The sequence below is a fragment of the Leptolyngbya sp. NK1-12 genome (genome assembly GCF_032598965.1).
Classification (GTDB): Bacteria; Cyanobacteriota; Cyanobacteriia; order Elainellales; family Elainellaceae; genus Elainella.
In genome coordinates, this window is the sequence record NZ_CP053586.1 from 4,834,285 (window position 1) to 4,857,996 (window position 23,712).

General features: G+C 47.5%; 12 protein-coding genes. 1 reads left to right on the forward strand and 11 read right to left on the reverse strand.

The features are described 5' to 3' along the window. Positions 1 to 595: 595 nt before the first annotated feature. Positions 596 to 1,183 carry a L,D-transpeptidase gene (locus tag HJG54_RS20630; protein WP_316431102.1) on the reverse strand — a complete coding sequence of 196 codons (588 nt, stop codon included), beginning with the start codon at positions 1,181 to 1,183 and terminating at the stop codon, positions 596 to 598. Positions 1,184 to 1,400: 217 nt separating this feature from the next. On the opposite strand from HJG54_RS20630, the gene HJG54_RS20635 reads away from it, so the two are divergent. After that, positions 1,401 to 2,147 carry a sulfotransferase gene (locus HJG54_RS20635; RefSeq protein WP_316431103.1) on the forward strand — a complete coding sequence of 249 codons (747 nt, stop codon included), beginning with the start codon at positions 1,401 to 1,403 and terminating at the stop codon, positions 2,145 to 2,147. Here the strand turns inward: HJG54_RS20635 and HJG54_RS20640 are convergent. The 10 genes from HJG54_RS20640 to HJG54_RS20685 all read right to left on the reverse strand — a co-directional run bounded on the left by HJG54_RS20640 (position 2,144) and on the right by HJG54_RS20685 (position 23,417). Next, positions 2,144 to 3,073: a sulfotransferase gene (locus HJG54_RS20640; protein WP_316431104.1), complete on the reverse strand. Its 930-nt coding sequence runs from the start codon at positions 3,071 to 3,073 to the stop codon at positions 2,144 to 2,146. The two genes, HJG54_RS20635 and HJG54_RS20640, sit on opposite strands and share 4 nt — an antisense overlap. Before the next feature lie 29 nt (positions 3,074 to 3,102). Next, positions 3,103 to 3,933 (reverse strand): class I SAM-dependent methyltransferase, encoded by an 831-nt coding sequence (locus tag HJG54_RS20645; RefSeq protein WP_316431105.1) that lies wholly within the window; start codon positions 3,931 to 3,933, stop codon positions 3,103 to 3,105. 75 nt (positions 3,934 to 4,008) lie between these two features. Next, complete coding sequence (locus HJG54_RS20650; RefSeq protein WP_316431106.1) at positions 4,009 to 7,173, reverse strand: HAD family hydrolase; 3,165 nt, start codon at positions 7,171 to 7,173, stop codon at positions 4,009 to 4,011. A 112-nt stretch (positions 7,174 to 7,285) separates the two neighbouring features. Continuing rightward, on the reverse strand, positions 7,286 to 10,936 hold the full coding sequence (locus HJG54_RS20655; protein ID WP_316431107.1) for a tetratricopeptide repeat protein: 3,651 nt from the start codon (positions 10,934 to 10,936) through the stop codon (positions 7,286 to 7,288). A 221-nt stretch (positions 10,937 to 11,157) separates the two neighbouring features. Then, complete coding sequence (locus HJG54_RS20660; protein ID WP_316431108.1) at positions 11,158 to 13,203, reverse strand: tetratricopeptide repeat protein; 2,046 nt, start codon at positions 13,201 to 13,203, stop codon at positions 11,158 to 11,160. A 157-nt stretch (positions 13,204 to 13,360) separates the two neighbouring features. Then, positions 13,361 to 15,874, reverse strand: coding sequence for a tetratricopeptide repeat protein (locus HJG54_RS20665; protein ID WP_316431109.1), 2,514 nt, complete (start codon positions 15,872 to 15,874; stop codon positions 13,361 to 13,363). A 79-nt stretch (positions 15,875 to 15,953) separates the two neighbouring features. Then, positions 15,954 to 16,862 carry a calcium-binding protein gene (locus tag HJG54_RS20670; RefSeq protein WP_051924818.1) on the reverse strand — a complete coding sequence of 303 codons (909 nt, stop codon included), beginning with the start codon at positions 16,860 to 16,862 and terminating at the stop codon, positions 15,954 to 15,956. Between the two features lie 1,079 nt (positions 16,863 to 17,941). Beyond that, a complete protein-coding gene (locus tag HJG54_RS20675; RefSeq protein ID WP_316431110.1) occupies positions 17,942 to 19,516 on the reverse strand; it encodes an HlyD family efflux transporter periplasmic adaptor subunit in 1,575 nt (524 codons plus the stop codon). Positions 19,517 to 19,617: 101 nt separating this feature from the next. Then, positions 19,618 to 22,614 (reverse strand): peptidase domain-containing ABC transporter, encoded by a 2,997-nt coding sequence (locus HJG54_RS20680; protein ID WP_316431111.1) that lies wholly within the window; start codon positions 22,612 to 22,614, stop codon positions 19,618 to 19,620. Then, a complete protein-coding gene (locus HJG54_RS20685; protein ID WP_316431113.1) occupies positions 22,611 to 23,417 on the reverse strand; it encodes a peptidylprolyl isomerase in 807 nt (268 codons plus the stop codon). Before HJG54_RS20685 ends, HJG54_RS20680 begins: the two co-directional genes overlap by 4 nt. Positions 23,418 to 23,712 lie beyond the last annotated feature (295 nt).

A 23,712-nucleotide genomic window follows, 5' to 3' on the forward strand; every position in this document is an offset into this window, starting at 1 on the left:
GAGCAACCATTCCACTCCACCTCAGAAGGCCATTCCGTCCAGTTCTACAGTGGTCAAGCAGGAGGAAATTCAGGATCCCGCGTCGGATTCTCAGACCACCAAGCAACCGCCGGTAAATGAGTCAGAAGCCAAGGCAGGGTCATCGGTTGCGACGCTTTGGCTAAAAATCCACCAAGACAACCAGCCTCCAGCTTCTATTCCCTCTACTTTATTTCCTCTAGAAAATTGCCCTTGCTGTCATCATATATTGTCTCTGCCTCTAAAATCATCGGAGCGACAGGTTTGTGGCAAGTGCGGCTGGTCAAATCAGCCAAGTCAGACAATGGCTAGGCAACAGGCTGTTTGCGATCAGCAGAGCGATATGGATTTGCTGCGCTTACTAGAACAAGCCGCTTCCGAATCGCTGAAAAATATGAAACCTCGCAAAAACCGCAAAATTTGATTTGTTGCCTAATTTAGGTGTGCTGTCATGTGGGCATAAAAAACTGCCGTCTAGTCTACACATTTGCTCAACCAACGACAGAATTAGAGAATGACTTCCTAGGGAAGATTTTCTAGCAAAGCAGTTCGTTTAGTGCCTTTCAGTTTTGAACAATTAATTTTGAACAACAACCGGCGTTCCCATATTTGCCCAGTTAAACAGCCATGCAGCTCCCTCGACTGGAACATTGATGCAACCACTGCTGACCGGATCACCAAAGCTATCATGCCAGTAGGCTCCGTGGATAGCATAGCTACCCGAAAAATACATTGTATAGGGAACGTCAGGGATGTCATACTGTTTGCCTTGACTTTCACCCTGCATGCGAGCTGTGCGATATTTGGTCTCAATGGCATAAACTCCAACCGGAGTGGCATCTGAAGCCCGCCCTGTAGAAACAGCGATCGAAAACACAGGGGTACTGCCTTCCCATGCTGTCAGACGCTGCTCGGCTAGATTCACCTGAATCCACCGCTGATTAGACTGCTTCAAATCGTTTATCCAAGCTGCCACCCATTCAGAGTTACCGGTAGAGGCGGCGCTTAGGGACGCATCAGAACTGCCACTGCCTGCTGCTTCAGCCGTTTGAGCATAGCTAGCTTGACTAGGAATCAGCCAAACGGGGATGGCACAAAGCACAAAGCTTAGAATCTGAATCAAACTTGATAATTTAGCAAAACCAGAACCAAAGTTGAGAAACATCAACGACTCCTACACAACTACTGCGCCGATTGCGGCGTTGAATCATATGGCCTTCTACGTGGCCCTATATAATTTTATTTATGAAAATGAAAATTGCACCCATTGAAAGCTAAAACCTTTAAATTTTGCCGTTCTGATCTGTGCTGAGATCGGAATTGCCTGGTACAACTAGAGATGCATTCCAGTAAGAGCGAATCGTAAAGCTGTATACAGAGTCATGCTTGATTTCGTAGTGATTGGTTCCCAGAAGTGTGGTACAACCTGGCTGTTCGACAAGCTGAAAATGCATCCTCGCATTTATTTTCCAGTTGGTAAGGAAGGAAACCATTGGAATCATCGATTTTACCTTGGTGATGTTTATCGAAGTATCTATCATGCAGCCATGAATGGACCAGTTGTTGATCTGTGTCACTATGTCTGTGGTGATATCACACCCGAGTATGCCATTATGACGCTAGAGCAGATCCGAAATCTGAGAAAACACCATCCGGACGTGCAGTTATTCCTGATGGTGAGAAATCCAATTCAGAGAGCGTGGTCAGCCATTAAAATGACCTATCAATATCACAATCTGGATTTAGCTAGCCTAAGTGATGAGAGAACCATACAGGCCATTACAACAGGTAAAACAGCTGATTTGGGCCGCTATGATGTGATTATTCAAAACTGGCTTGCGGTATTTCCGCCTGCGCAACTACATATTCTTTTCTTTGAAGATTTGTCAGTCCATTACCGAAGTGTTTTGGACAAATGCTGCTCCATTATTGGCGTTGAAGCTGATTTTTTTGAACAGATTCCCAATTCTGTTTTGAGCACCCCTTCAATGCCCGGAAAGAAACATCATCTGAGCTTTACAGCGTACAATCGCTCAATCAGCTTTTACCAAGAATCGATCAACTTCCTAGCCTCCTATACGGGCAGAAATCTTGAATCTTGGTTGGAGCACAACAGTGCTAGTCTTTAGCAAGATTTACATTCTAGCCCATTGTTGCCCAAGAGCTGTTTATCTCGATGCTGCCGAATTAGCGCAGTCAGGTTATAGCCTAGATTGAAAGCAGTTGCCATAACTCCGTCGAGGCTAGCAATCTCAGCAATTTGATCCTCATCAAGAACATCAAGCCAACGCTCTGATACCCATCCACCAAACGGTTTGTTGTGATAGTACTCAGGTTTCCATTGTTCTGATGGATCCAACTTAGCATGTTGAAACTGTTGGAATTGAAGGTATGCGCCTGTATTACCGCCAAGGGCATAATTGGGAACTTGCCAGTATTGCATCATTTGAGGGTGGAAAGGAATACCCAAAAATCTCGTTAGCTTTTGTTGCAGAAACCGTTCAGGATCGAGAGCAAAGTCTTCATATCTAATCAAGATATTGGGAATTGAGTAAGAGGAAAGACAGCGTAGAGTATGAGAATATACGTTGCGCCATACCTCTGCCGCGGCCCAGGCTGAAACCTGATTTAACTTTCGGTAGCTGCTGCAAAACGCGAACGGATTGCGAGCCGACACAATTGCAACTACATTGTATTTCTCAATCAAGCTAGGGTATAAATCGATTAGCCAATCAATGTTTTTACTGCCATCAAGCACGATGGAAGTTCCTGTCCGCTCAATAATTTCTAGAAATGCCTCGGCAGTTGAAAGCCATTTGAGCCTGGTCAAAAAGGCTCGATTCCAGAATTCACAAGGCATGTGGTTGTTTTCACTTAGGATGCTTTGGTCAACATAATAATCTGGACAATTCTCATAGCGCCGAAAATAGCGAAGTCTATCTGTTTCACCAAGAAATATCACTTCAGGAGAACCATTGAGCGAATTGCCGAGTAGAGTAGAGCCACTAAATAGGCTGCCTACAATAAAACAAATCGTTTTCTGTCTGAGTGTCATCTTTAATGGCAAATGTTAGTTGATTACTTCTATTGCAAGGGATTAGTTAATTGCTTAAGTGCCAACAATTGATCCTGCAATTCCAGCACTTTCAGGTAGAGATGCAGACGGTTTTGCTCTAGTTTTGCTAGTAAAATATTTTTATCATAAAAGCTGAGAAAATCCTGCAATTTTCTGGCATAGGTGCAGTTAGATTGATACAAAATACCCAAGCCAAATATGCAAGGAATTTCAGCAAGGCTGAAAGAATTATGGCGCTCTAGAAAATCATTCACTGCGGTCATCACTCCATTTTGTTGACCACCCTGATGTACAGCCCACGCAAAAGCTCCTTCTCCCCGAAACCCTCCATCAATCAACTCTTGGCAAGCAAGCGTTACTCCTTGCTGATAGGTAAAAGGATGGCGAGCTTCGATGGGGATTTGTTCGGGTGAGTAGTATACATCTCGATAGGCACAGGGCCAACCGATATCGTGCAAAAAAATCAACGGCTGCTGTTCTGCATTTTGGCACTGTTGCCAAATCAATTCTAGTTCATGGCTAACTGTATAGTAGTTGTGATCCCCATCAATCAGGCAACAATCACAGGGGCCAATTTGAGGTAAAGCAGTCAGACTGGTTTCAACAATTAAACGCGCATGTTTAGATTGATGACATTGATTGAGAACGGTTTCACTAGGCTGAGGTTCAACACAATAAAGCATCCCTCCAGCCTGCTCCACCCATTCTATTAACCGATTGGTGAAGTGCCCCGCCTCACACCCTATCTCCAAAATGCGCTTAGCTTGAATGATGTTTAGGCACTCAAAAATAATGGTTTCAAATTCTGCGAGTGAATAAAGTAAAAGTTGATCAGTCACAAGAATTCACCTTCTGAACATGGGGGGCAGCTTTCAAGATGGCTGTCTGTTTCGATGTTGAAATAAATGGCTGTTCTATCGTTTAGCAAACATTGCCAGCTTGCTCAAATCAGTATCAGCAATATCCAAAGGCATAACACTCATCCCTGCTTCTAATCGAATGTGTCGTACAGCTTGAATTCCTAACAGATTGAAGTCTAAAATAACCTGACCATTTTTGCGAGTGCAATAGGTTGTTGCTCCAATCGCCTGCATTCCAGAAAGCTGAGCCAATGAACTAATTTGGCTGCCGCTGATTGTGAAGCGATGGGTCAAATTGGAACGGTGACACCAATAAGTCAACTGAATGCAGTCAATTTGCAGGATAGCTGGTAAGTCAAACGGCTCGAAGCAGATAGCTTGGATACCGTCTTGGGTTGCTTCCAATTTGATGTAAGTTCGTCCCTCCAGGTTACGGTAGAGTGAAGTCGAGAGGCTGGAGCCTGAAGCAAATCCCTGCCCTAGGTCAAGATGCAGATTGGCCTGCCCTGGAAGAATGGTTTCGGTTGCCTCTAATTTGAGAGCCTGTTGAGAAATTGCTTGTAATAGCCCTGCTGTTGCAGGGGATTGAACCACAGCTAGCCCATAGGGCCAGTAGATTTCACTCATAGGCAAAGCTAAAAACTGACGGGGCGTCATATGGGAGACGAACTTAATGATATCGCCAGAAACTAAGGTTTCTGCTGTTTGCTGGACTAAATTCTCATCATGCTGCCAAGCTTGCAGCAACTGGACTTCATCTATTGTTGGATGACATACGGAACGAAATAAGACACGACGAAGTAAAGATTTAAGAGTATCGGTAAGCTCTAACTGCTGGATATGTAAGGCCGCGATTGTATGAAAGGCAAGAATGCCCTGCTGAATTTCGCGAATTTGGGCAAGTTGCGCGGGTGGAATCATGCAATGGCCGATCACTGGCTGCCCTGAAGCTGTGTAGTCTACCAATGACCCAATCGCAGCAGTGCAGGATTGCTCTAAAATCTCTACCGTGCGCATCATCCATTGGTGTTCTTGACAAGGCCGCCCGCTGTCCGCTAGAAAGCCATAGGCTTTGATTCCTTGCATCGTCAGCTCTTTGATGCTTGCGGTTGTCATCAGATAGAAACCAAAAAAATCAATTTTGTATCCCTCTTGATGAATAATTTGCTGAAGATAACGTTGGATTGAACCATTCCAACCAATGTCAACCAGACCAACTCGATAGCTGCTTTGCCTAGATCCATCAAAGGCTTCTGCTGGTAAAACTGAACGCAAATGAGCCATGAGCCTAGCTCGTTTTAGCGCCGCTTGAGTAAGAATCTTTTGGCAGAGTCTAGGTTGGCCGAGGATAAAGTCAAGCAACTGCTCCTTAACCGATACTTCGGCGAGCGACGCTTCGATTAGATGGGTATGTTTTCCCAAATCGCTAGCATCAAGTCCGATCAAGCTGAGGAATTCTCTCGTATTAGGTAGCTTTCTGCCGCTCATCAAGCTTTCCAAGCCACTGCGATCAATTTTGTAAAGGGCCGCTTGGCGAACTACGCGACGAGAAAGATAAGCTAGCTGGTTTTGATAGCGAGATTGTTCAGTTGACTCTGTTTGATCTGTAGTTTCTAACTGGCTTACCAACTGCAACAAAAACTCTCCTTCTCGCATTAAAAAGAGGGACGTTTCTACTGAAATTTGGGTTTGTAAGCTCAGTACCCAACGAATAAACCCATGAAATACAGGGCCAAGATTTGTAGCACCATATCGCCAATACTGGGATTGAGGGGAGGACAAATTCAACAGTTTAGTACGAAAGGAGGTAATGCCCTGATCGCCTCGATGCGGATCGATATAGTCAAGAATTTCTTGATTGGATTGCACTTCATCAGCAATGATTTGCCATATCTCGCTGGTCCCATTTGGTAAAAAGCCGGTTTGAATACCTAATGTACTAGGTGTTGTAATATCAGAGAGATAATTATCGCCAATATGTAACAGTTGATGCGGTGCAATATTCAGTTCTTGTAGCACAGCATCGAAAAGTTGATCACTTTTTCCAGTTCTCTGATCGCTAGATGAGAAGATCTGTAAGAATTTCAGGTCAACCTTGCCCAGCAAAAATCCTCGTAACTGCTCTGCACTGAAGTAGGTGTCAGATGTGATCACTACTTTCTTGCCTAACTGTATTGCTTGCTGCACTAGCTCTACAAGCGGCAGGTATGGATGAATGATCGAGTCTTCAACCACCAACTCCATTTTCATCGCTTCTTTCCAGCCTGCTGCACCGAAGAAACCTTGCGGGAATTGAATATAAATTTCAGCTAGTCTCACTTCTGAGGTCTTCAAGTCTTCAGATAACCGCTGACGCGCATTTGTTTCCGCTAGAATGCGTAAGTCGTGAAAACGTTTGGCGTCAATTCCTACAGGCAGCATTCCTTTCTCTTGCAGGCGCAACCCAGTTAGGTAAAACGCACAGGTCGGTACAATCACATCCCGGTAGACCAGCGTGTCGAAAAAGTCAAAGCTGACAGCCTTGATTTCCGGCGCTGCTAGTTTTGAAGCAACCGATTGAAAGAAGCTATCAGCAGCAATCAAATTTTCAAAGTTGGAGGGACAGGTTACTTTTTTGGCATCAACAAAGGAGAGCAGTGGGAGACGAGTTTGCTGATTAGAGTTTGAATTGCAATTCGATTGGTCTGAAGAACCAGTTTCCCAGAAAACTGACGGCTCCTGCTCTAGCTGTCTTTGCCGAAAGCAGAGATTCTCAGCATTAGCAGACTGACGTTCTAGCTTGGTTCTCATCTGTAAGCTGCTAGATTGCTCCTGCAATTGATGCAGCTGTTTGGAGAGATACACTCTGCCTTCCTGTTTGCCGTGCTGCAAAAAGTGTTCAGTGGCTTTGAGTTGGCGATAGCGATGCCTGTTAAATCTCTGCTGCAAGTCAGGATTGAGTTCCAGATACTTCTCAAAATTGAAATCTAGAGGTAGTTCGGGCTGCTTGTGCTCAAAATACTGCTGCAAGGCGCGGCTATTTGGAAATCGCCCTTCCAGCTGTCCAAACAGAATCCAGTGTTCGTGCGCTTCTTCATAGCTTGACAAAGTACCAAGATCTTCGTAGTACTCCGTATAGAAGCGCCAGTCAAACAGAATATTTGTTGAAGTAGATTGCTGGCAAAAAGTAATGCTGCTTTGGGGAGTTGTCAGATTGCGAGACTCACGAGTATCTTTCATAAAGGATCGGGAACTTTCGGAAGAAAGACTGGGAACAAGCGGGAGGAGTGGTGTTGTGAGCAGCGGGTATTCGCTATTTGCACAAGAGACCAAGAGGTTGATTATAGCGAGGTCATACGAGCCTGAGGCTGTAGTCTTCTCGCTCTAACGTAAGGTGAGGGCTGTAGCAGGGATCTTGCAGCAGTAGGTCGCCCCATCGTTGGCGCATGGTTTCTAATTCTTGCCGGAAGCGACGCTGCTTCTCTAATGTATCTTCTGTACCTCGGCTTTTAGATTCGTGATGATAAAGCACGACATGTGGCAGATAAAGATTGCGATAGCCGAGCTGCCCCAACTTCAGACAAAAATCTACGTCATTAAATGCAACAGCTAAAGACGGATCAAAGCCTGTCGTTTGGTTGAATAGCTCCCGCCGACACATCAGACAGGCTGCTGTAACGGCTGAGTAGTTATTGACAGAAACTAGCTGAGAGAAGTAGCCATGATTATTGCTAGAAAAATACTTATGGCTATGACCAGCAATGCCGCCAATCCCCAGCACAACACCCGCATGTTGAACGGTTGCGTCAGGATACAACAACAACGCACCGACTGCCCCAATCGATGGTCGCTGTGCTTGCTCTACCATTGCTTCAATCCAATCAGGTGTTATGACTTCTACGTCATTGTTCAGAAATAGCAGATAATCCCCTTTCGCCTGCGTTACGGCATAGTTGTTGATTGTGGAATAGTTAAATGGAATATCTAGAGCGTGGGAGTTAAATCGCTCAGGCTCAGACTGCTCCCACTTAGAGATAACTCGTAGTGTCTCAATTTCGTCACTACCGTTATCAATTAGAACAATCTCGTAGTTGGGGTAAGTTGTTTTCTGGAAGATAGAATCAAGACATCGATCAAGGATTGCACCTAGGTTACGAGTTGGGATAATGATGCTGACAGGTTTGTAGTCGGTAATTTGATATCTAACAATATACACACCCGGAAACTCTGGCTGGGTAATTACTGCTCTGGCCAGCTCTCCGCGACGGCTACAAGCGTTTAATATAGCTCGTTTTGCGGCAATTTCCGCATAGGATTTGGTGGTTTGATCGCTGGCTGTTGAAGATGAGTGCATCCGCCAGTGATACAGCACTTTAGGAATATGAAAAATACGGTTGGTTTGTTCAGACAAACGCAACACCAGATCGTAATCCTGACTGCCTTCATAACCAACCTGGAACCCACCTACGCGCTCTACTAGCTGCCGGCAATATAGCCCCAAATGGCAGGTGTACATGCGGGAAAGGAATGAATCAGGACACCAGTCAGGCTTGAAGAACGGATGGGTACGATGGCCTTGCGGATCTAGTTTGTCCTCATCCGAGTAGATCATGTCTGCTTCTGGATGCCGATTCAACAGAGCAACCATTTCATAAAGGGCTTCCGGTGCTAATACATCATCATGATCGAGAAGGGCAATATATTCGCCTTCCGCTTGAGCTAGGGCGGTGTTAGAAGCAGCGGAAATGTGGCCGTTCTGCTCTCGAAAAGCGACTTTTATGCGCGAATCTTGAGCAACATATGCGTTGAGAATAGCCCGGATATGCGGTTCTGATGAAGCGTCATCCGCAATGCACAATTCCCAATGCTGATAAACTTGATCGAGCACCGATTGAATGGCAGCCCGCAAAAACGGCTCTGGCGTGTTGTAGACCGGCATTAGGATGCTGATCAGCGGCTGGTAGGTGAAAGTAACCGCAACCTCTGCCATGCGCTGCAAATCTGCCACAGTGGGGTTGTGCTGCTCTAGCCAACGCTCGTAGTCGGCATCATTACTCATTCGAGGTTGGCGGACCTGCTCTTGCTGCTGCAAGATCTGCTTGAGCCTGGCAATAATCTCAGCATCATCGGGCTGGAGTTGGCGAGCGATTTGACAGCAAACCAACGCCTCATCCAGGCGGTTATGGATCAGCAGGGACTCAGTCAAGCCGAGGTACAGCTCGACCGCATCGGGTTGTAGTTCTAGCGCTTTGTGATAATTCTCTGGCTCATAGGGCTGTTGCTGAATCGCCTGCCGATAGAACCTGAGGGCACAGGCGCGATCGTCAGCAGCACGTTGTTGCAGCGCATGGGCTAGTCGGGCTGGAGCATGGGGTAAGTCGGGCTGTAGTTTCAGGGCCTTGCGGTAGCTTTCAATGGCGGCATCCCACGCTTCTAGGTGCGACCAAGCCTCGCCCAAGTTAAAATGCGACCAAGCAAAATTGGGATTGAGGGTAATAGCCGTGGTATAAGCATTTGCGGCTTGCTGCCACTGGTCCAACTGAAGTAAGACGTCTCCCAGGTTGTTGTGTGACCAAGCAAAATTTGGATCCAACACAATCGCTTGTTGATAGGCATCTACAGCGTCAAACCAACGGTGTAGCCGACTGAAAACATCGCCTAACTGGTGCCAGTTCTGGGCTGAAGGCTGGAGCGACACGAGTCGTTGACTATACTCCGAAGCATCTTGCCATTGTTCGAGTTGGATGCAGCATTGCTGTAACCCAGCCATTGCTTCAACGTGATCAGGAACGGTCTGCACCACATGCTGATAACACAGCAGCGCATCTTGCCATTGTTCAAGATCGCTGAAGGCATCTCCTAGCTGTAGGCAGAGTTGGTGATTCTGCGTCTGGTGCAGCGCTTGGCGATAGTAGCTGAAGGCAATTTTAGTGTGCCCTTGCTGAGCCAGAACCTGACCCAGGCCAAAAGCGGCCTCAGCCAAGGTTGGTTGACTTTGTAGAGCACGATCGTAGTAATCTTTAGCTGCCGCTAATTGCCCTAAATTCAACAAGCGATTGGCTAGCGAACAATACTCAGTAGCACTAGCCCAGCTGGGCTGAAGTTGCAATGCCTGATACCAACAGGAGATCGCTTCTTCTTCTTGGTTGAGCTGTTGCCAAACCTCGGCTAGCTTCCAGTAGGCTCCAGCAAAAGTAGCATCGAGCTGAATAGCAGTTTGGTATTGTTTAACTGCCTTGGTTAAATGTTCTTGTGCAGCATAGAGGCTACCCAGACGAGCGTGAGCTTCCGCAGAATTGGGTTGCAGGACGATAGCTTTGTGATAAGCCTGTTCGGCAGATGTAAGTTGCCCTTGGCCTTGTAACGCTCGCCCTAGGGCTAAGTAGGCATTAAACGCTTCTGGTTCAAGCTGTTCCAACGCTAGTTGACTTGCAGCTACCGCATCTGACCAATGGCCTGCATTACAGTGAACCATTGCCTGCTGGAGATAGAAACTAGCCTGCTCAAACCACGGCATCTCAGTAGTTTCAGCATTTACAGCAAAAGTTTCTGCCGACCCACCTTCTGGGGAATGCTTCTGTAGCCGATATGTAGTTTTGGCGTTGATAGAAGCATTGGTTTTACAAATACGTTTGCTTGTATTTTCACCGTTGCTTTCGCTGGCACTCTCACTACTCAGAGCAATGGCCTGTCGATAGCAAAAGGCTGCTTCCTGCAATTCCCCCTGCTGACTTAAGGCTTCCGCAAGGTGCTGATAGGCTTCTCCATGCTGGGGATTAAGGTAGATCGCTTGACGATAGGCTGCTACTGCACCCGCTAAGTCACCCGCCTGGAGGCACAAATGACCGTCTTGCAGGCAAGCAAGAGTTTGACTGTTTAACTCGGACTCGGTCAAAGGATAATGGTCGCTACAAGGTTCACTGATTGGCTCAACAGATTCAGGAATCACCCCTATAGCTGCCGCTGGATCGAAGCCGTCTAGTCGAGCCAATCGGTAGAACAAGCCTCTTTTTTGGCCTAAATTGTTTTTGTTGCTAAAAGTAAGAGATGGATTTTTGGCTGCTAAATGGAAAGCCCTAGGTAAGAAGCTGTGCAAGAGGTTAAACATGGTCCGGTATCGTCAAACGTAATAGAGAGTAAAAGATTGAGATAATTAGCAGTTAATACAGTAGAAATTCTTGTAGGCGGACAGTTCCATAAATTTTACGAACGAAGAACAAACAGTTATGCGCGAGTCAAGCTGGGAAGAGTTGGTGGGGATTTAGCAGAATCCATCGGTTTGGTTTGTGGGTTGAGTCGCTTGGCAGGTGGTTTTAACTTGCGAATGATCACCTGATAGCCTTGATAAACTACGGCAATTTGGTGTTTAGCTAGCGCCAAAAATCCATCAATCCCACGGTAAGTTTCCTGCCCTGGGTGGCTGGAATCAATCCACTGATAGTCATCAAAAATCATTAATCCTCCTACCTTCAGCAGTCGCCATGCTAGCGTTGCATCTTTTTGGACATGATCGGCCAAGTGGCAGCCATCAATATAAATGAAATCGTAGGTTTCCGAGGGCAGTTTTCTTAGAATGCAATGGGAATCTCCCACTAGTTTGATCAGTTTTTGAGCAGCTCCGGTCAGAGCTACGTTCGCCTCAAAACTTTCTTGAAAGAACAGATCAATGCAGGTGAGTTTAGCTTGGGGATGGGTGAGAACATGATCCAGTAACCAGCAGGCCGACATGCCTTCAAAACTGCCAATCTCGAGTCCATGCACATGGGGATAATGCATAAACGGCTTGAGATGGATTTCCCAAGCTGAAATATTGTGGGTGAACCAATCATGAGTGAACTGGTAATTACGGTAAGCCGCAGCCTGCCAACCCCGCATCACAATTGCATTTTGATGTAGCTCGATCGCTTCTTCCAGTTCTCCCTGGTCGGCGAGCAAGTTACCCAGGTGAGAATACAGCCAATGATAATTGGGATGCTGCTGAATCTCACGCCGATGCTGGACAATTTCTTGGTCTAAGCGCTGCTGTTCGGCTAAAGCCTGCTGGATTTGGTTCCGTAAGACGGCGTTGGGCTGATGCAGAAGCGCCAAACTGTAGAAGATGACAGCTCCAGCGAACTGTTTGAATTTAAGTAGCTGCTCGGCAATTTGGATATAGAACTGGGGCGTGCGGTTGTGGGATTTAAGCGGAATGGCTTGCCGGTAGGATTGAATTGTGGCTTTCAACCCAGTTCGGGCTTGCCGTCGCAAAGCATATCCAAGACGCGGATAAATTGCTGCTAGATCAACTTGGATTTGCAGAGCAGCCAGAAATGCTGCCACGGCATTATTCCATTGCTTTTGGTGCAGCAAAACCTGACCCAATTGGTAATAGGTCCATGGGAAGTCTGGATTCAGCTTGATCGCTCGATAGAAAGCGGCAAAAGCAGTCTGCCAATTCTGGGTTTTTAGCAGCGCATATCCCAGGTTGTGATAGGCCCAAGATAGTTCAGGATTGAGCTGCACTGCTCGGTAGCAGATAGGTACCGCCTTGTCCCAATAGCGGAGCTTCAGCAGCGTTTCACCCAAGCTGAAATAGGCACCTGGAAAATTGGGATTGAGCTGAATCGAGCGCCAGTAATAGGCAGCTGCGGTTTTCGGCTGTTCGGCCTGTTCGGCAATTTTGCCGAGGCCATAATAGGCTTCAGCATGGTGAGGATTGAGCGCTAGCACTCGCTGAAATGCAGCTTTAGCGGCCTGCCAGTTTTGGCGATACACTTCCGCTACCGCGAGGTTATAGTAGGCTTCATAGAAATCAGGTTGAAGCTGAATAGCCCGCTGATAGCAGTCGATCGCCTCGGTGGTTTTGTCGTATTGAATTAGGGCATTGCCGAGGGTGAGTTGGTTGTTGGGAGTAGCCCAATCTGGATTTAACGTAACGGCTCGATAGCGGTAGGCAATTTCTTCATGCCGCTGGCCCAAATGGGCATAGATACCGGCCAGACTGCGATGGGCTTCGGCATAATTCGGATCAAACTGTAACGCTTGCTGATAAGCCATAATCGCCTTTTGCCAGTGGCCCTGCTTGGCGTAAAGAGCACCTAAACTGGCATAGATCTCAACCGGTTGGGGTTGAGGTTCCAGCGAACGACTATGCCAGATAATCGCTTCTTTAAACCAACCCATGCTTTGCAGCAGGTGACCCAATGTCCGACAGGCTGCCGGAAATCCGGCTTTCTCTCGAAAGGTCTGCTCACAGGCAGCAACAGCGTTTTCTAACTGAACAGCAAACATCTACAACAATCCGGCACAACAACACAGGCAAGCGAGATCACAAGACAGACCACCTGATAGGTAAGCTGTCTCTGGGAGGATAGCAAGAAATTTTTCAGTCGCTCCTTAATCTACATAACTTTTTGTAAAGCTGTGATCCTCAGCATTGCGGCCAACTTCATTTCAAGCCAATCTGCCGGAGTGCGACCTGTAGGGCATCTAGGTCGAGCCAAATATCGTCCATCAACGGGCTGGGATACATGAGACGATGAACTGGAGAACAGATGAATTCCTTACCTTTGATAAACCAGTGTCGCAAGCCAAGCTGGTGGCTAATCACCCAGTAGTAGTGGCGGATGTAATGGGGAGCAAATAGTTCGACAACGCAGGTTCCAGGTTGGCAAAATAGGGTGTTGGTCAAACCGCCACCGTGAGGCGCAACAATCACCTCCGCGTGAGCAAACAAGGCAATCTGCTCAAGGAATGATAAGGATTCCAGTTCAACCGCCACAAATCCCAGGGGTTTCAAGCAATCAAGAACCGCTGCTTCGTTGAGTAAGCGGCGATGATGAGCTTTGTTGCGGCTAATGTAAATTCGCTGATGGAGTGGTTGCCGGGGAACCATAGCGGCAGCAATTGGCAAAAAAGTTTGGCGCAGAAATGCCAATACCCACGGTTCTATCCAGCCTAAATGACCGGGAAACGCTGGCACAATCAAATCAGCCTGGATATGAGGATGACGATCACTCGCTAAAACTTTAGTAGATGGAATGCCCAAAATCTGCAATGTTTCCCGTTGGAATTGGGACTGTGGCTGATTGAGCCAAAACCAGTCTACGTCAGTGAGATCAACTCCACCACGCTGTAATAGTTCAATTCGCGGCAACACATCCACCATCCAATGAAAATAGTTATGACCGGAAAGGCCAGCTAGCACGGCCACTCGCCCTCTGATATGTTCAGCCTCAGAGAAGGCTTTGGGTTGCAATACGCGATCAAAACTGGAATAGGGTTGGGAACAGGTAGGCAACTGCCCTGGATACTCACGGGAAACATCAGCTAATAAATAGCGATCGGGCGTGAAGACAGCCGTTGCATTAGTGACCATCCAGGCATTTACGTAAGGAGAGATCCAAGTGTATCCTTGCATAACTTCAGCCACAAAATAGGATGGCAACTGAACGTGCAACCTTCTAGCCTCGCAAGTGTACACCCTTTGGCCTAAATGCACTAATTGAAATTGGGACTCAATTTCTTGCAGGCATCGTTGACAATTTAATCCACCACACTCCGAATGAATATTGGAACTGTTTTTTATACAACGAGATAGCGAAGAAGCAGAAGACAAACTTTGGGGAAAATCGGTGGGTTTACGAATCAATTGATGATCTGCATCAGGCTGTAAGCTAACATAGTCATGAGATTGAGCATGATTTACCCAATCTAATGTCAACTTATAAATACCTTGAACAGATTCTATTGGAGAAGGTTGACGATTTGGTGAATTTAGCTCGAACGAGGAATCGACCGAAATTGATGCTGTAGATAACGAGCGTCGCTGCTTACTTTTTAACGCTTGGCAGTAATAAAAAATAGCTTCTTGCCATCGCTCCTGTTGCTCTAGCAAATTACCTAATTTCTGGTAAACTGCCCTCTCCGGAGAGAGCATTAGCGCCCAGTGACTGACTAATAATGCGGCGTTCCAGCGCTTTTGCTTGACCAAGCATTCTATGAGTTGGAGAGACAGCTCAATGTCGCGGGGCTGAAGCTGCAAGGCTTTCTGATAATAATGTTCTGCTTGCCGGTATTGGTTGCCTCCACCGTAGCGCATTAACAAATTACCCAGATGCCAATAAGTCTGACTTAAAAGCTGCTGCCAATCTGCATACTGATTTGTACTGGAGCAATCTGCCAAAATCGGGCTTGCCCTCCCTAGCTTTAAGGTTGGGAGCGAGGATTGCGGCTGAAGCAGGGCTTGCAAAAACTGACTACAGGCTTTGCGAGCCACAACCAGCTCATCGGGATCGGTCTCTGGAAGCTGATCGACCCAGTCACAAAAAGCTGCGATGTAGCTTTGCTGGGGCAAAAGAGCTTGCTGGAAATGGTATAGAGCTTGCTGCCAATGGCCCAACGCTAGATAGCTCAAACCACATCCAGTATGAGCAGCGGCATCAGAAGCATCCATCGCCAGCACTCGTTCAAACGCAACAATGGCTGCCTGATGTTGCTCTTGTTTTTGTAAAGCTTGCCCTAGATTGTAGTGAGCCGTAATTAGATCTGGCTGTAAATCGCTGGCTTGACGATAGGCAGCTACTGCGGCTACTGGATCGGTAGACTCTACAGCTCTACCAAGGTTGCAGTACAGTACAGCCCAATCCGGTTTCAATGAAATAGCCTGGTGATATAAGAGCAGCGCTTCATGCCATTTTCCCTGCTGAACCAGAATGCAGCCAATGTTATTGTAGGCTTTGACCGCATCTGGCTGGAGGGCAATCACCTGTTTATAGTGCTGGATAGCAGCTTCATACCGCCCCTGTTCACTCAAGACAACCGCTAAACTGTGGTGAGCCTGAGCAAAAGCAGAATTGAGGCAGATTGCCTGTTGGTAAGCGGCAACTGCCCCAGCTAGGTCATTTTGTTGATGCAGAATATGACCTAAGTTGTAATACAGTTCAGAAAGATGAAGCTTCAAAGGCAATAATTGACTAGACTAGGACTAAACTAGGTTAACTAGCAATTGTAAGCGCTTATAGGATCCTATCTTTAGGCTCCTAGAGAATCCTGAAATTAGCTGCACTCAGCTCGCTAAGATTGGCCTGCAACTGCACCAACGGTACATCTTGACCGCTGGCAGGATTGTAGTACAGAATGCCCGACTTCTGTTCATAAACCAAAGTAGCCGTGACCGTGATAACTTCCGCTTCTACATCTTGAACGATGGCGAAATTTTCACTGCTTAACTGACCCCGTCCTAACCCAGAACCTGGCAACAGCGCCCGACTCAGCTCAATGGTGTCATCACTAGGATTGAAATCAGTGATGCGGTCGAGTTGGCCAGGCCCAGTTGAGCCAGCTTCAAACCGGAATGTGTCGCGATCAAATCCGCCTTTCATGACATCTCGTCCAGCACCCGGAATCAGCAGATCATTGCCTCTTCCACCCCGCATCGTATCGCTGCCATCACCACCGGAAAGGATATCTCTGCCATTACCACCTCGCAGCAAATCTTCTCCATTGCCACCAAAGAGGCGATCATTCCCTGGTCCACCGAGTAGTACATCGTTGCCATCACCGCCTTCGACTCGATCGTCGCCTTCTCCTGCATCAATAACGTCAATTCCTTCATTCCCGAAAAGCTGATCGTTACCGTTACCGCCAAAGATCTTATCTCGACTGCGCCCGCCTTCAATCCGGTCGTTACCTGCACCACCAGACAACTGATCTTCTCCTGCCCCCCCAATAATCTCGTCATTGCCAGCTTCTGCTTCAATCACATAGCCAGTTACATCACCGGGAGAACTAACTCGAATCACATCTCGTCCTGGACTACCCGCTACAACAACTGGCCCCGTAGCCGATTGCTTAAACACTTGAACGGGCTGTTCATTAATAATATTCAAACCCAGAGTGGGGCCGGTGGAGGGTGTACCGGGGGGATTGACTGTAATCAGTTCCGACATAATTACTCCTGCTCGTTACTCCTGCGACTCAAGCATTGCTAATTGCTAGGAGAGTAATAGCTACCGCTGCTCCTTTTGATCCTAATTTTGATCCTTGATGTAGCAGAGCTTGCTCCTTATACTGTTTAGATGCAAAGTTTAGCATTGACCATCAAATATGAACTATGAAATACGCAAGATTCAATAAACTTAATTGCCATATTCAAACCAACAAAAACTAATCGCTTGAAACGCGATCTTATTGGCATAATTAGAATTTTTAACTAAGCTATACCGACGCTTCATTACTTCAATTGATTTGCCACCAATCCTTATTCCTGACGGCAATTCAACCGTTAGCATACGCTGAGATGCTAGCTTCTAGCATCTATTTCGTAAAATCAGCATTCCATCTCTGTCAAATATATACAACCTTTTCCAGGCTAATGAAGTACAAAAAATGGGGTGCAGAAACCCAGCCCTTGCGTGCGGGCTTCGCCCCCACACCCCCGTACCTTACCAGAGTGGAAAAAGCTATATTCGACGAAACGCTTTACTGACTATTGTTACTTAAATAAGTTAACCGCTTAAATTAGCAAGCAAAAACAGCTAATCTACGATCAAATTAGGCTGGTCAATTTAAAAACGCCCGACATCCCTTAGATGAGATTGACTGATGTAACCGTAGCCATATTGGCACTGAGATCAGGCAATCACCAGTCAATTAACTAACTTTAACTAACTCGTCAACCATGCCAGATATACCAATCAAATCATCATGCCCTTTGAACTCTCGTTAAGCTTAGCTCAATTCTCACACAGTGGCACAAATTTTTCTGCCCAAAAAATAAAGGCAGCTAGGCTGTCCTAGCTGCGAAGTGGCTTAACGCAGGTGCAAGATTTCAAGAAGGATGATTTTATTCGAACCTCATTGAATGCCTAGAGTCAGATAGCGATAAGCAAGTAAACCGATAAGGAATTCGTAAAAAATCGCCCTTAGTACCTAATAGACTAACCAAGGGCAAGATTAAACTTCAAAACTAGAAATCAATTGACTGGGTAAATCAACTGAATAGCTCAATAGATGACTACGTCACTAATTAACGAACGTTCTTGAGACTATCGGTTTTACGAGTAAAGAAGTCGGTGAAGATACTCAAGACAGTACGCTTGCGGGTAATAATATTGGCGCTAACAGACATCCCGGACTGCAAGGGTACCTCATTTCCCCGGACGCTGATAGCCTGTCGGTCAATTTCAACCTTGGCTGGGAACCGATAGTAATTGTAAATCTGGTCAGGGGGTAGAGCATCCGAGCCAACATTGACCAAAGTACCCTTGATGTCGCCAAATTCACTAAATGGGAAGGAATCAACCCGCACATCCACCGGCATTCCTTCGCTGACAAAACCAATATCTTTATTGGTGATGTAAACTTCAGCAACCAGTGCGTTGCCCGGTACAATCTTGAGGATTGGTTCAGAGGAATTGGCAACAAATCCCCGGCCTTTGGCTTGCAGATCAAACACAATACCATCAACCGGTGCGCGCAATTCCTGATATCTCAAGGTTAGCTGAGCTTGACTCAATCGCTTCTCGGATTCAGCAATTTGAGACTCATTATCGAGAATCACCTTATTCAACTGGCTATCGATGGCTGCGATCTGCTCATTGTTTTCGGCAATTTTGTCTAGCAAATCCTTACCCGATACGGCAACCGTGTTAGCCAACTCCTGTTGGGCTTGAGAGATCGCATACTGCAAGCGTTGCTCTTCCTGCTCCAGACGGTTGACCTCTGCCCGTGACTCGATCACCTGCTGCTCTTGCCGAACCACCTGCACTCGCGCAATCCCACCATCGACCAGCAGCGGAGCAAGGTCATTGTAAATTTTCTCGTCAATTGCTAAGCTTTTGCGCGCTGACTGTAATTGAGCTTGAGTTTGGCTGAGCTGCTGCTGAGCTTGAGCCACTTTAGCTTGAGCTGCCGCCGCTCGCGATTGAGATTCGAGTAAACCCGTTTGAGCCCGAATCTGCTGTTCTGGAGTTAGGCTAGCTGTATTGCCAGCCAGCTGAGCTTGGTACAAGCGGTTTTCTTCGAGTAAGGTCTCTCGATTTTTGGTGAGTGACAGCACCTCTGGCGGTAGGTTCAATTTGCTGATTTCAGCGACACTGACGGGCGATGAACCGGCTAGTTGCGATCGATAAAACTGATTCTGGCGAACCAGAGAATCACGAATCTGTTCCGCAGCCCGTAGTTCTGCTGCTCCAGCCGTTGGGTCAAAGCGAATCAATAGATCGCCTTGCTTGACTCGTTGCCCATCTTTGACATAGATTTCTTCCACAACCGCGCCATTAATCGGAGCTTGGATTGGTTGTACGGCACCCTGCGGCTCAAGCTGGCCAGTGGCCATCACGGCTTCATCCATCTTGGCAACCGAAGCCCAACCAATCGTCAGCACCGTCACACCGACAATGCCCATGGCAATGGCTCTCGACCAAGTATTGGGCTGTTGCAGAATAATTGGCTGATCAAATTCTTCAGCGCGAATCATTTTATTTTCTGCCGAGCGCGAAGTAGCCAAATCAGATTTACTGCCTACTACCAGCGCTCCGGTTTTTTGCGGATTAGAATCCCTTTGGGTTGAGCCATCGGGTGCGCTGTTTTGTCCATTCATGGTGCTAAACCTCCTGAGGGATTGATCATCTGCCTATGCAGCGATAGAAATTATTGGAAGCAAATTAGTAATTGACGGAATTGATGCAAACGATCAGCAGGCTACATTTCGGCTTCTTGCTGTTGATAGAGACAGAAATAGCGACCCCGCAGTGCCATCAGCTGATCATGGGTACCGATCTCAACTGGAGATCCCTTATCCATTAACACAATCGTGTCGGCATTGCGAATTGTACTGAGGCGGTGCGTAATGAAGAACACGGTACGCCCTTGGAACTCTTCTGCCAGATTGAGACACACGCGACGTTCTGAATCGTAGTCTAGCGCACTGGTCGCTTCATCCAGAATCAGCAAGCGGGGATGCTGCAAAACGGTTCGAGCAATCGCAATCCGCTGCCGCTGTCCGCCAGAGAGAGAAGCACCCCGTTCACCGACGCGAGTGTTGTAGCCACTGGGTAGTTCCATGATGAAATCATGGGCTGCCGCAATTTGGGCGGCTCGGATGATTTCTTCCGCTGATGCCCCTGGGCAGGTAAGGGCAATGTTCTCTTGAATTGTGCCTTCAAACAGCAAGCTATCCTGGGGCACAATCCCGACCTGCTGCCGCAAGGAGTTGAGTTCTACCTTGCTGATGTCATAACCATCGATCAAGATTCGCCCTGATTCGAGATCATACAAGCGTGGCAAGAGTTTCATTAGCGTACTCTTACCCGAACCGCTGAGACCAACAATGCCCACAAACGATCCAGTCGGGAACTCGAGGCTAACGTTATTGAGCTGGTAAGGTCCGCTGGTGCCAAATCGGAAGGAGACATCGTCGAATTTAACAGCGCCTTGAATGGGAGGCATTGGAATGTTGAGGCGATCCACTTCGTCTGCTTCAGGGGCAGAATCGATGATGTCGCTCAAGCGCTCAAGCGACAGCCCCACTTCCTGGAAGTTCTGCCAGAGTTGCGCCAATCGCAGCAGTGGGCTAGTGACATAGCCGGCAATGATCCGGAAGGCAATTAGTTGACCAAGGGTCAGCTGGTTTTGCAAGACCAAGTAGGCACCCACCCACAGCACCAGCAGTCCAGAAAGCTGGTTCAGGAAGTTACTAGCCGATCCAGCCGTTGTAGAGGTCAACACGGTCTTAAAGCCAGCGCTAACATAGCGGGCATAGCGCTGTTGCCACTGCCATCTGGCTCGAAGCTCCATGTTCTGGGCTTTAACGGTTTGGATGCCGGATACCACTTCTACCAAATAGGACTGGGTTTCAGCGTTGCGCTCAGCCTTGACTCGCAACTGCTGGCGAATCAGCGGTGAGGCCACCATTGCTAACAGCACAAACAGAGGAATCGTCACCAGTGAAACCAGCGTCAACAGCCAGCTATAGATGAACATCACCACGATGTAGATTACCGAGAAAACGGCATCCAAGACCACGGTCAAGGCCGTACCGGTTAAGAATTGGCGGATATTCTCTAGCTCGTTAATCCGGGTTGCCAGTTCACCCACAGGTCGCTTCTCGAAGTACCTCAGGGGTAAACGAAACAGGTGATCGATGATCTCCGAGCCTAGAGACATATCGATCCGATTGGTAGTATCGACAAATAGATAGGTCCGTAAGCTGCTAAGCACGGCTTCAAACACTGCCAACACCAGCAACAAAATCCCCAACACATGCAGCGTATCGACGCTTTTTTGGATGATTACCTTGTCGATGATCACCTGAATCATCAGAGGGTTGGCCAGGGCAAATAGCTGCACAAAGAAGGAGGCAATGAACACCTCGATCAAAACACGGCGATGTTTGCGAATTGCAGGCAAAAACCAGGACAGACCAAAGCGCTGTTGTGGCGTTTGTTTGGTGGGTTTGAGCAGCAGAACTTCGCCTCGCTCTCCCCAAGTCTCGACAAAATCGGCTGGTTTGCGGCGGACAATGCCCAGTTCCGGCACTGCAATCACCAGCTCACGCTCGCTAATGCTGTAGAGCAGCGCCAAACTGTCTTGCCACTGCACTAGCGCTGGCGCTTCTAATCGACCAATTGCGCTAGCTGGAACCACCACAAGCTGAGCGTTAAGGCCCATCATTTCCGCTACGGCACCGCACAGTTCTAACGAGATGCCGCCGCTGCGCTCCATCTGGCTGGATAAAACCCGCCGCACTACATCTCGCCGGAAAGGCATATTGAAGTGTTGGCAGAGCATTTGAAGACAGGCCATAGCCACTTCCAGTTCGCCCCGACCGCGGATGAAGGGATATTTTTGCGGTGCTTGCTGAACCGGCAGCTCTATGCTGGGATCGGGTTCGGGCGGGCGATCTGGTGCATAAGGAATATCGAGATCGGCTTGACTGTCTTCAATTCCAACCTCGTCAGAGACAACTTCATCGGGCGCTTCTGCGGTAATCGTTTCTGGAAAGCCAATCACCCGCGCGGCGCGATCGCCATTAACCTCTAAGTATCCTAACCCTCCCATGCTAGAGCGGCTGTTGACATTGAGGCGGCTACCAGCTGAAAAGTTACTGATTGAGCCGCCACCGCTAACGAGCCAGATCCGATCGGGTTCTAGCTGGTTGGTGGGAGTTCGGCCAGGGGGTAAGTTACAAATCACAGCTTGGGATTCGGCTATTAGCGCTAATTCCTTCAGATCGGCGCTACCGTTAGCCTGACGGTGGAGTTCAGTCCCCAACAGGTCGTAGATCTCGATCAGGGAGCAACGGTTCCGAAACGCCTGATCCAGTCGGGGTTCCCGTTTCAGCAACTCTAGAAAATCCGTTGCCCCTATCGTTAAACAGATGCTTTCACGGGAGGCAATAGCCGTTTCGCAAGGGATGCCTCGAATCAGGCCGATCCAGCCTAGAATTTCTCCAGGTTGGAGCAAAGCAAGCGTTACTGGCTTCTGAGTGCGGGGATCATATCCCAACAACCGAATTTGCCCTTGATACAGAATCGAAACTTGGTTCGGCAGCCGATCCCGCACCAACACAGCTTGCCCAATGCGGTAGCGCAGCAGTTGAAATTGTTCTGTAACCCGTTCTAAGGCGTCAGGAGCGAGCTGATCAAACGGATCGACGGTTGCCAAAAATTCTTGAACACTAGATTTGGTATAGGTCATGGTGCTGTGGGGGTAACGGCAGAATCAATTGCAGTAGATTCAACAGGTGGGGCCGGCTCGCTGCCATTGGTGGTTTGAGAGACGGTAAATGCACTGATCTGATTCAGTTGCTCTTGTAGCCAGTTATTGAAGCATTCATTTAATAAGCGGCGTCGCATCGAGTCGTCAAGCTGGGCTGGAATAAATTTTTCTAACCGAACTAAAACCAACCATTCTCCGACACGAGTGGGAGGTGTCAATTGCCCTGGCTGGCTAAGGGTAAGAATCTGAGCCAAAGTGGGATGGGGAACGCTCAGTTCTACAGGGCCAATTAACCCATCGGTTTGGGCTTCTGGCCCTTGGGAATAGGTCCGGGCTAGTTCAGCAAAGCTCTGCTCTCCTTCCAAAATGCGGAAATAAAGCTCTTGAGCAATGCCGGTATCTTGCGTTCGAATCAAGGAATAGATGACTTTGTCTAGCTTATCTTTGCGGCTGAGGAAGTAGGACTCGAGCTTGGGTCCCCAGGTCAACTGCTTATATTTCTCGATCCGCAGTTCACGAGTAGCGAGGGATTCGAGTTGCTCTGGAGCCATCCCATAGCGCTGCAGCCAGACCTGCCGAGCCTCATCTGTGGTGATCTGGTTTTGCACATAAAACTGTTGGCAAGCAGCAGAAACCTCTTCTTCGGTACATTCAATCGAGGCAATGGCCTGATCAATCAAGATCTCTTGAATGAATTGAGGTAACATCTGGTACCCTGCCATCAGGGGCAAGATCTCTTCAGCCGTGATAGAGCGATTCCCAATTTGCAGCACTACGGTCATGGAAGCCGGTTCCTTGAGCAGTTTCTCTTGAGTGGTCCTGATTTGATTGACGGATCAAACCCAAATTAATATCTGAATTGAACCCTAAAACATACTTTGCCTTAATTCGCTTGAGATGGGCAGATTATTATAATTTATTTAGCTAATCTTCAAACCATCAGGATTTTTGCCTGTAGACATGAAAGGTAGGATTTGACCTGTTTCTAGAGTTCCCATATCTAATTACATCAGCGCAATTGCAAAATCCAGATAACTATAGCGTTTAATAAATTCCTTGAAGACAAAATAAGTTCAA

Coding starts and splice junctions, on each gene's coding strand:
- HJG54_RS20630 (WP_316431102.1), bottom strand. CDS start 1,183: ATGTTTCTCAACTTTGGTTCTGGTTTTGCTAAATTATCAAGTTTGATT.
- HJG54_RS20635 (WP_316431103.1), top strand. CDS start 1,401: ATGCTTGATTTCGTAGTGATTGGTTCCCAGAAGTGTGGTACAACCTGG.
- HJG54_RS20640 (WP_316431104.1), bottom strand. CDS start 3,073: ATGACACTCAGACAGAAAACGATTTGTTTTATTGTAGGCAGCCTATTT.
- HJG54_RS20650 (WP_316431106.1), bottom strand. CDS start 7,173: ATGAAAGATACTCGTGAGTCTCGCAATCTGACAACTCCCCAAAGCAGC.
- HJG54_RS20660 (WP_316431108.1), bottom strand. CDS start 13,203: ATGTTTGCTGTTCAGTTAGAAAACGCTGTTGCTGCCTGTGAGCAGACC.
- HJG54_RS20670 (WP_051924818.1), bottom strand. CDS start 16,862: ATGTCGGAACTGATTACAGTCAATCCCCCCGGTACACCCTCCACCGGC.
- HJG54_RS20675 (WP_316431110.1), bottom strand. CDS start 19,516: ATGAATGGACAAAACAGCGCACCCGATGGCTCAACCCAAAGGGATTCT.
- HJG54_RS20680 (WP_316431111.1), bottom strand. CDS start 22,614: ATGACCTATACCAAATCTAGTGTTCAAGAATTTTTGGCAACCGTCGAT.
- HJG54_RS20685 (WP_316431113.1), bottom strand. CDS start 23,417: ATGACCGTAGTGCTGCAAATTGGGAATCGCTCTATCACGGCTGAAGAG.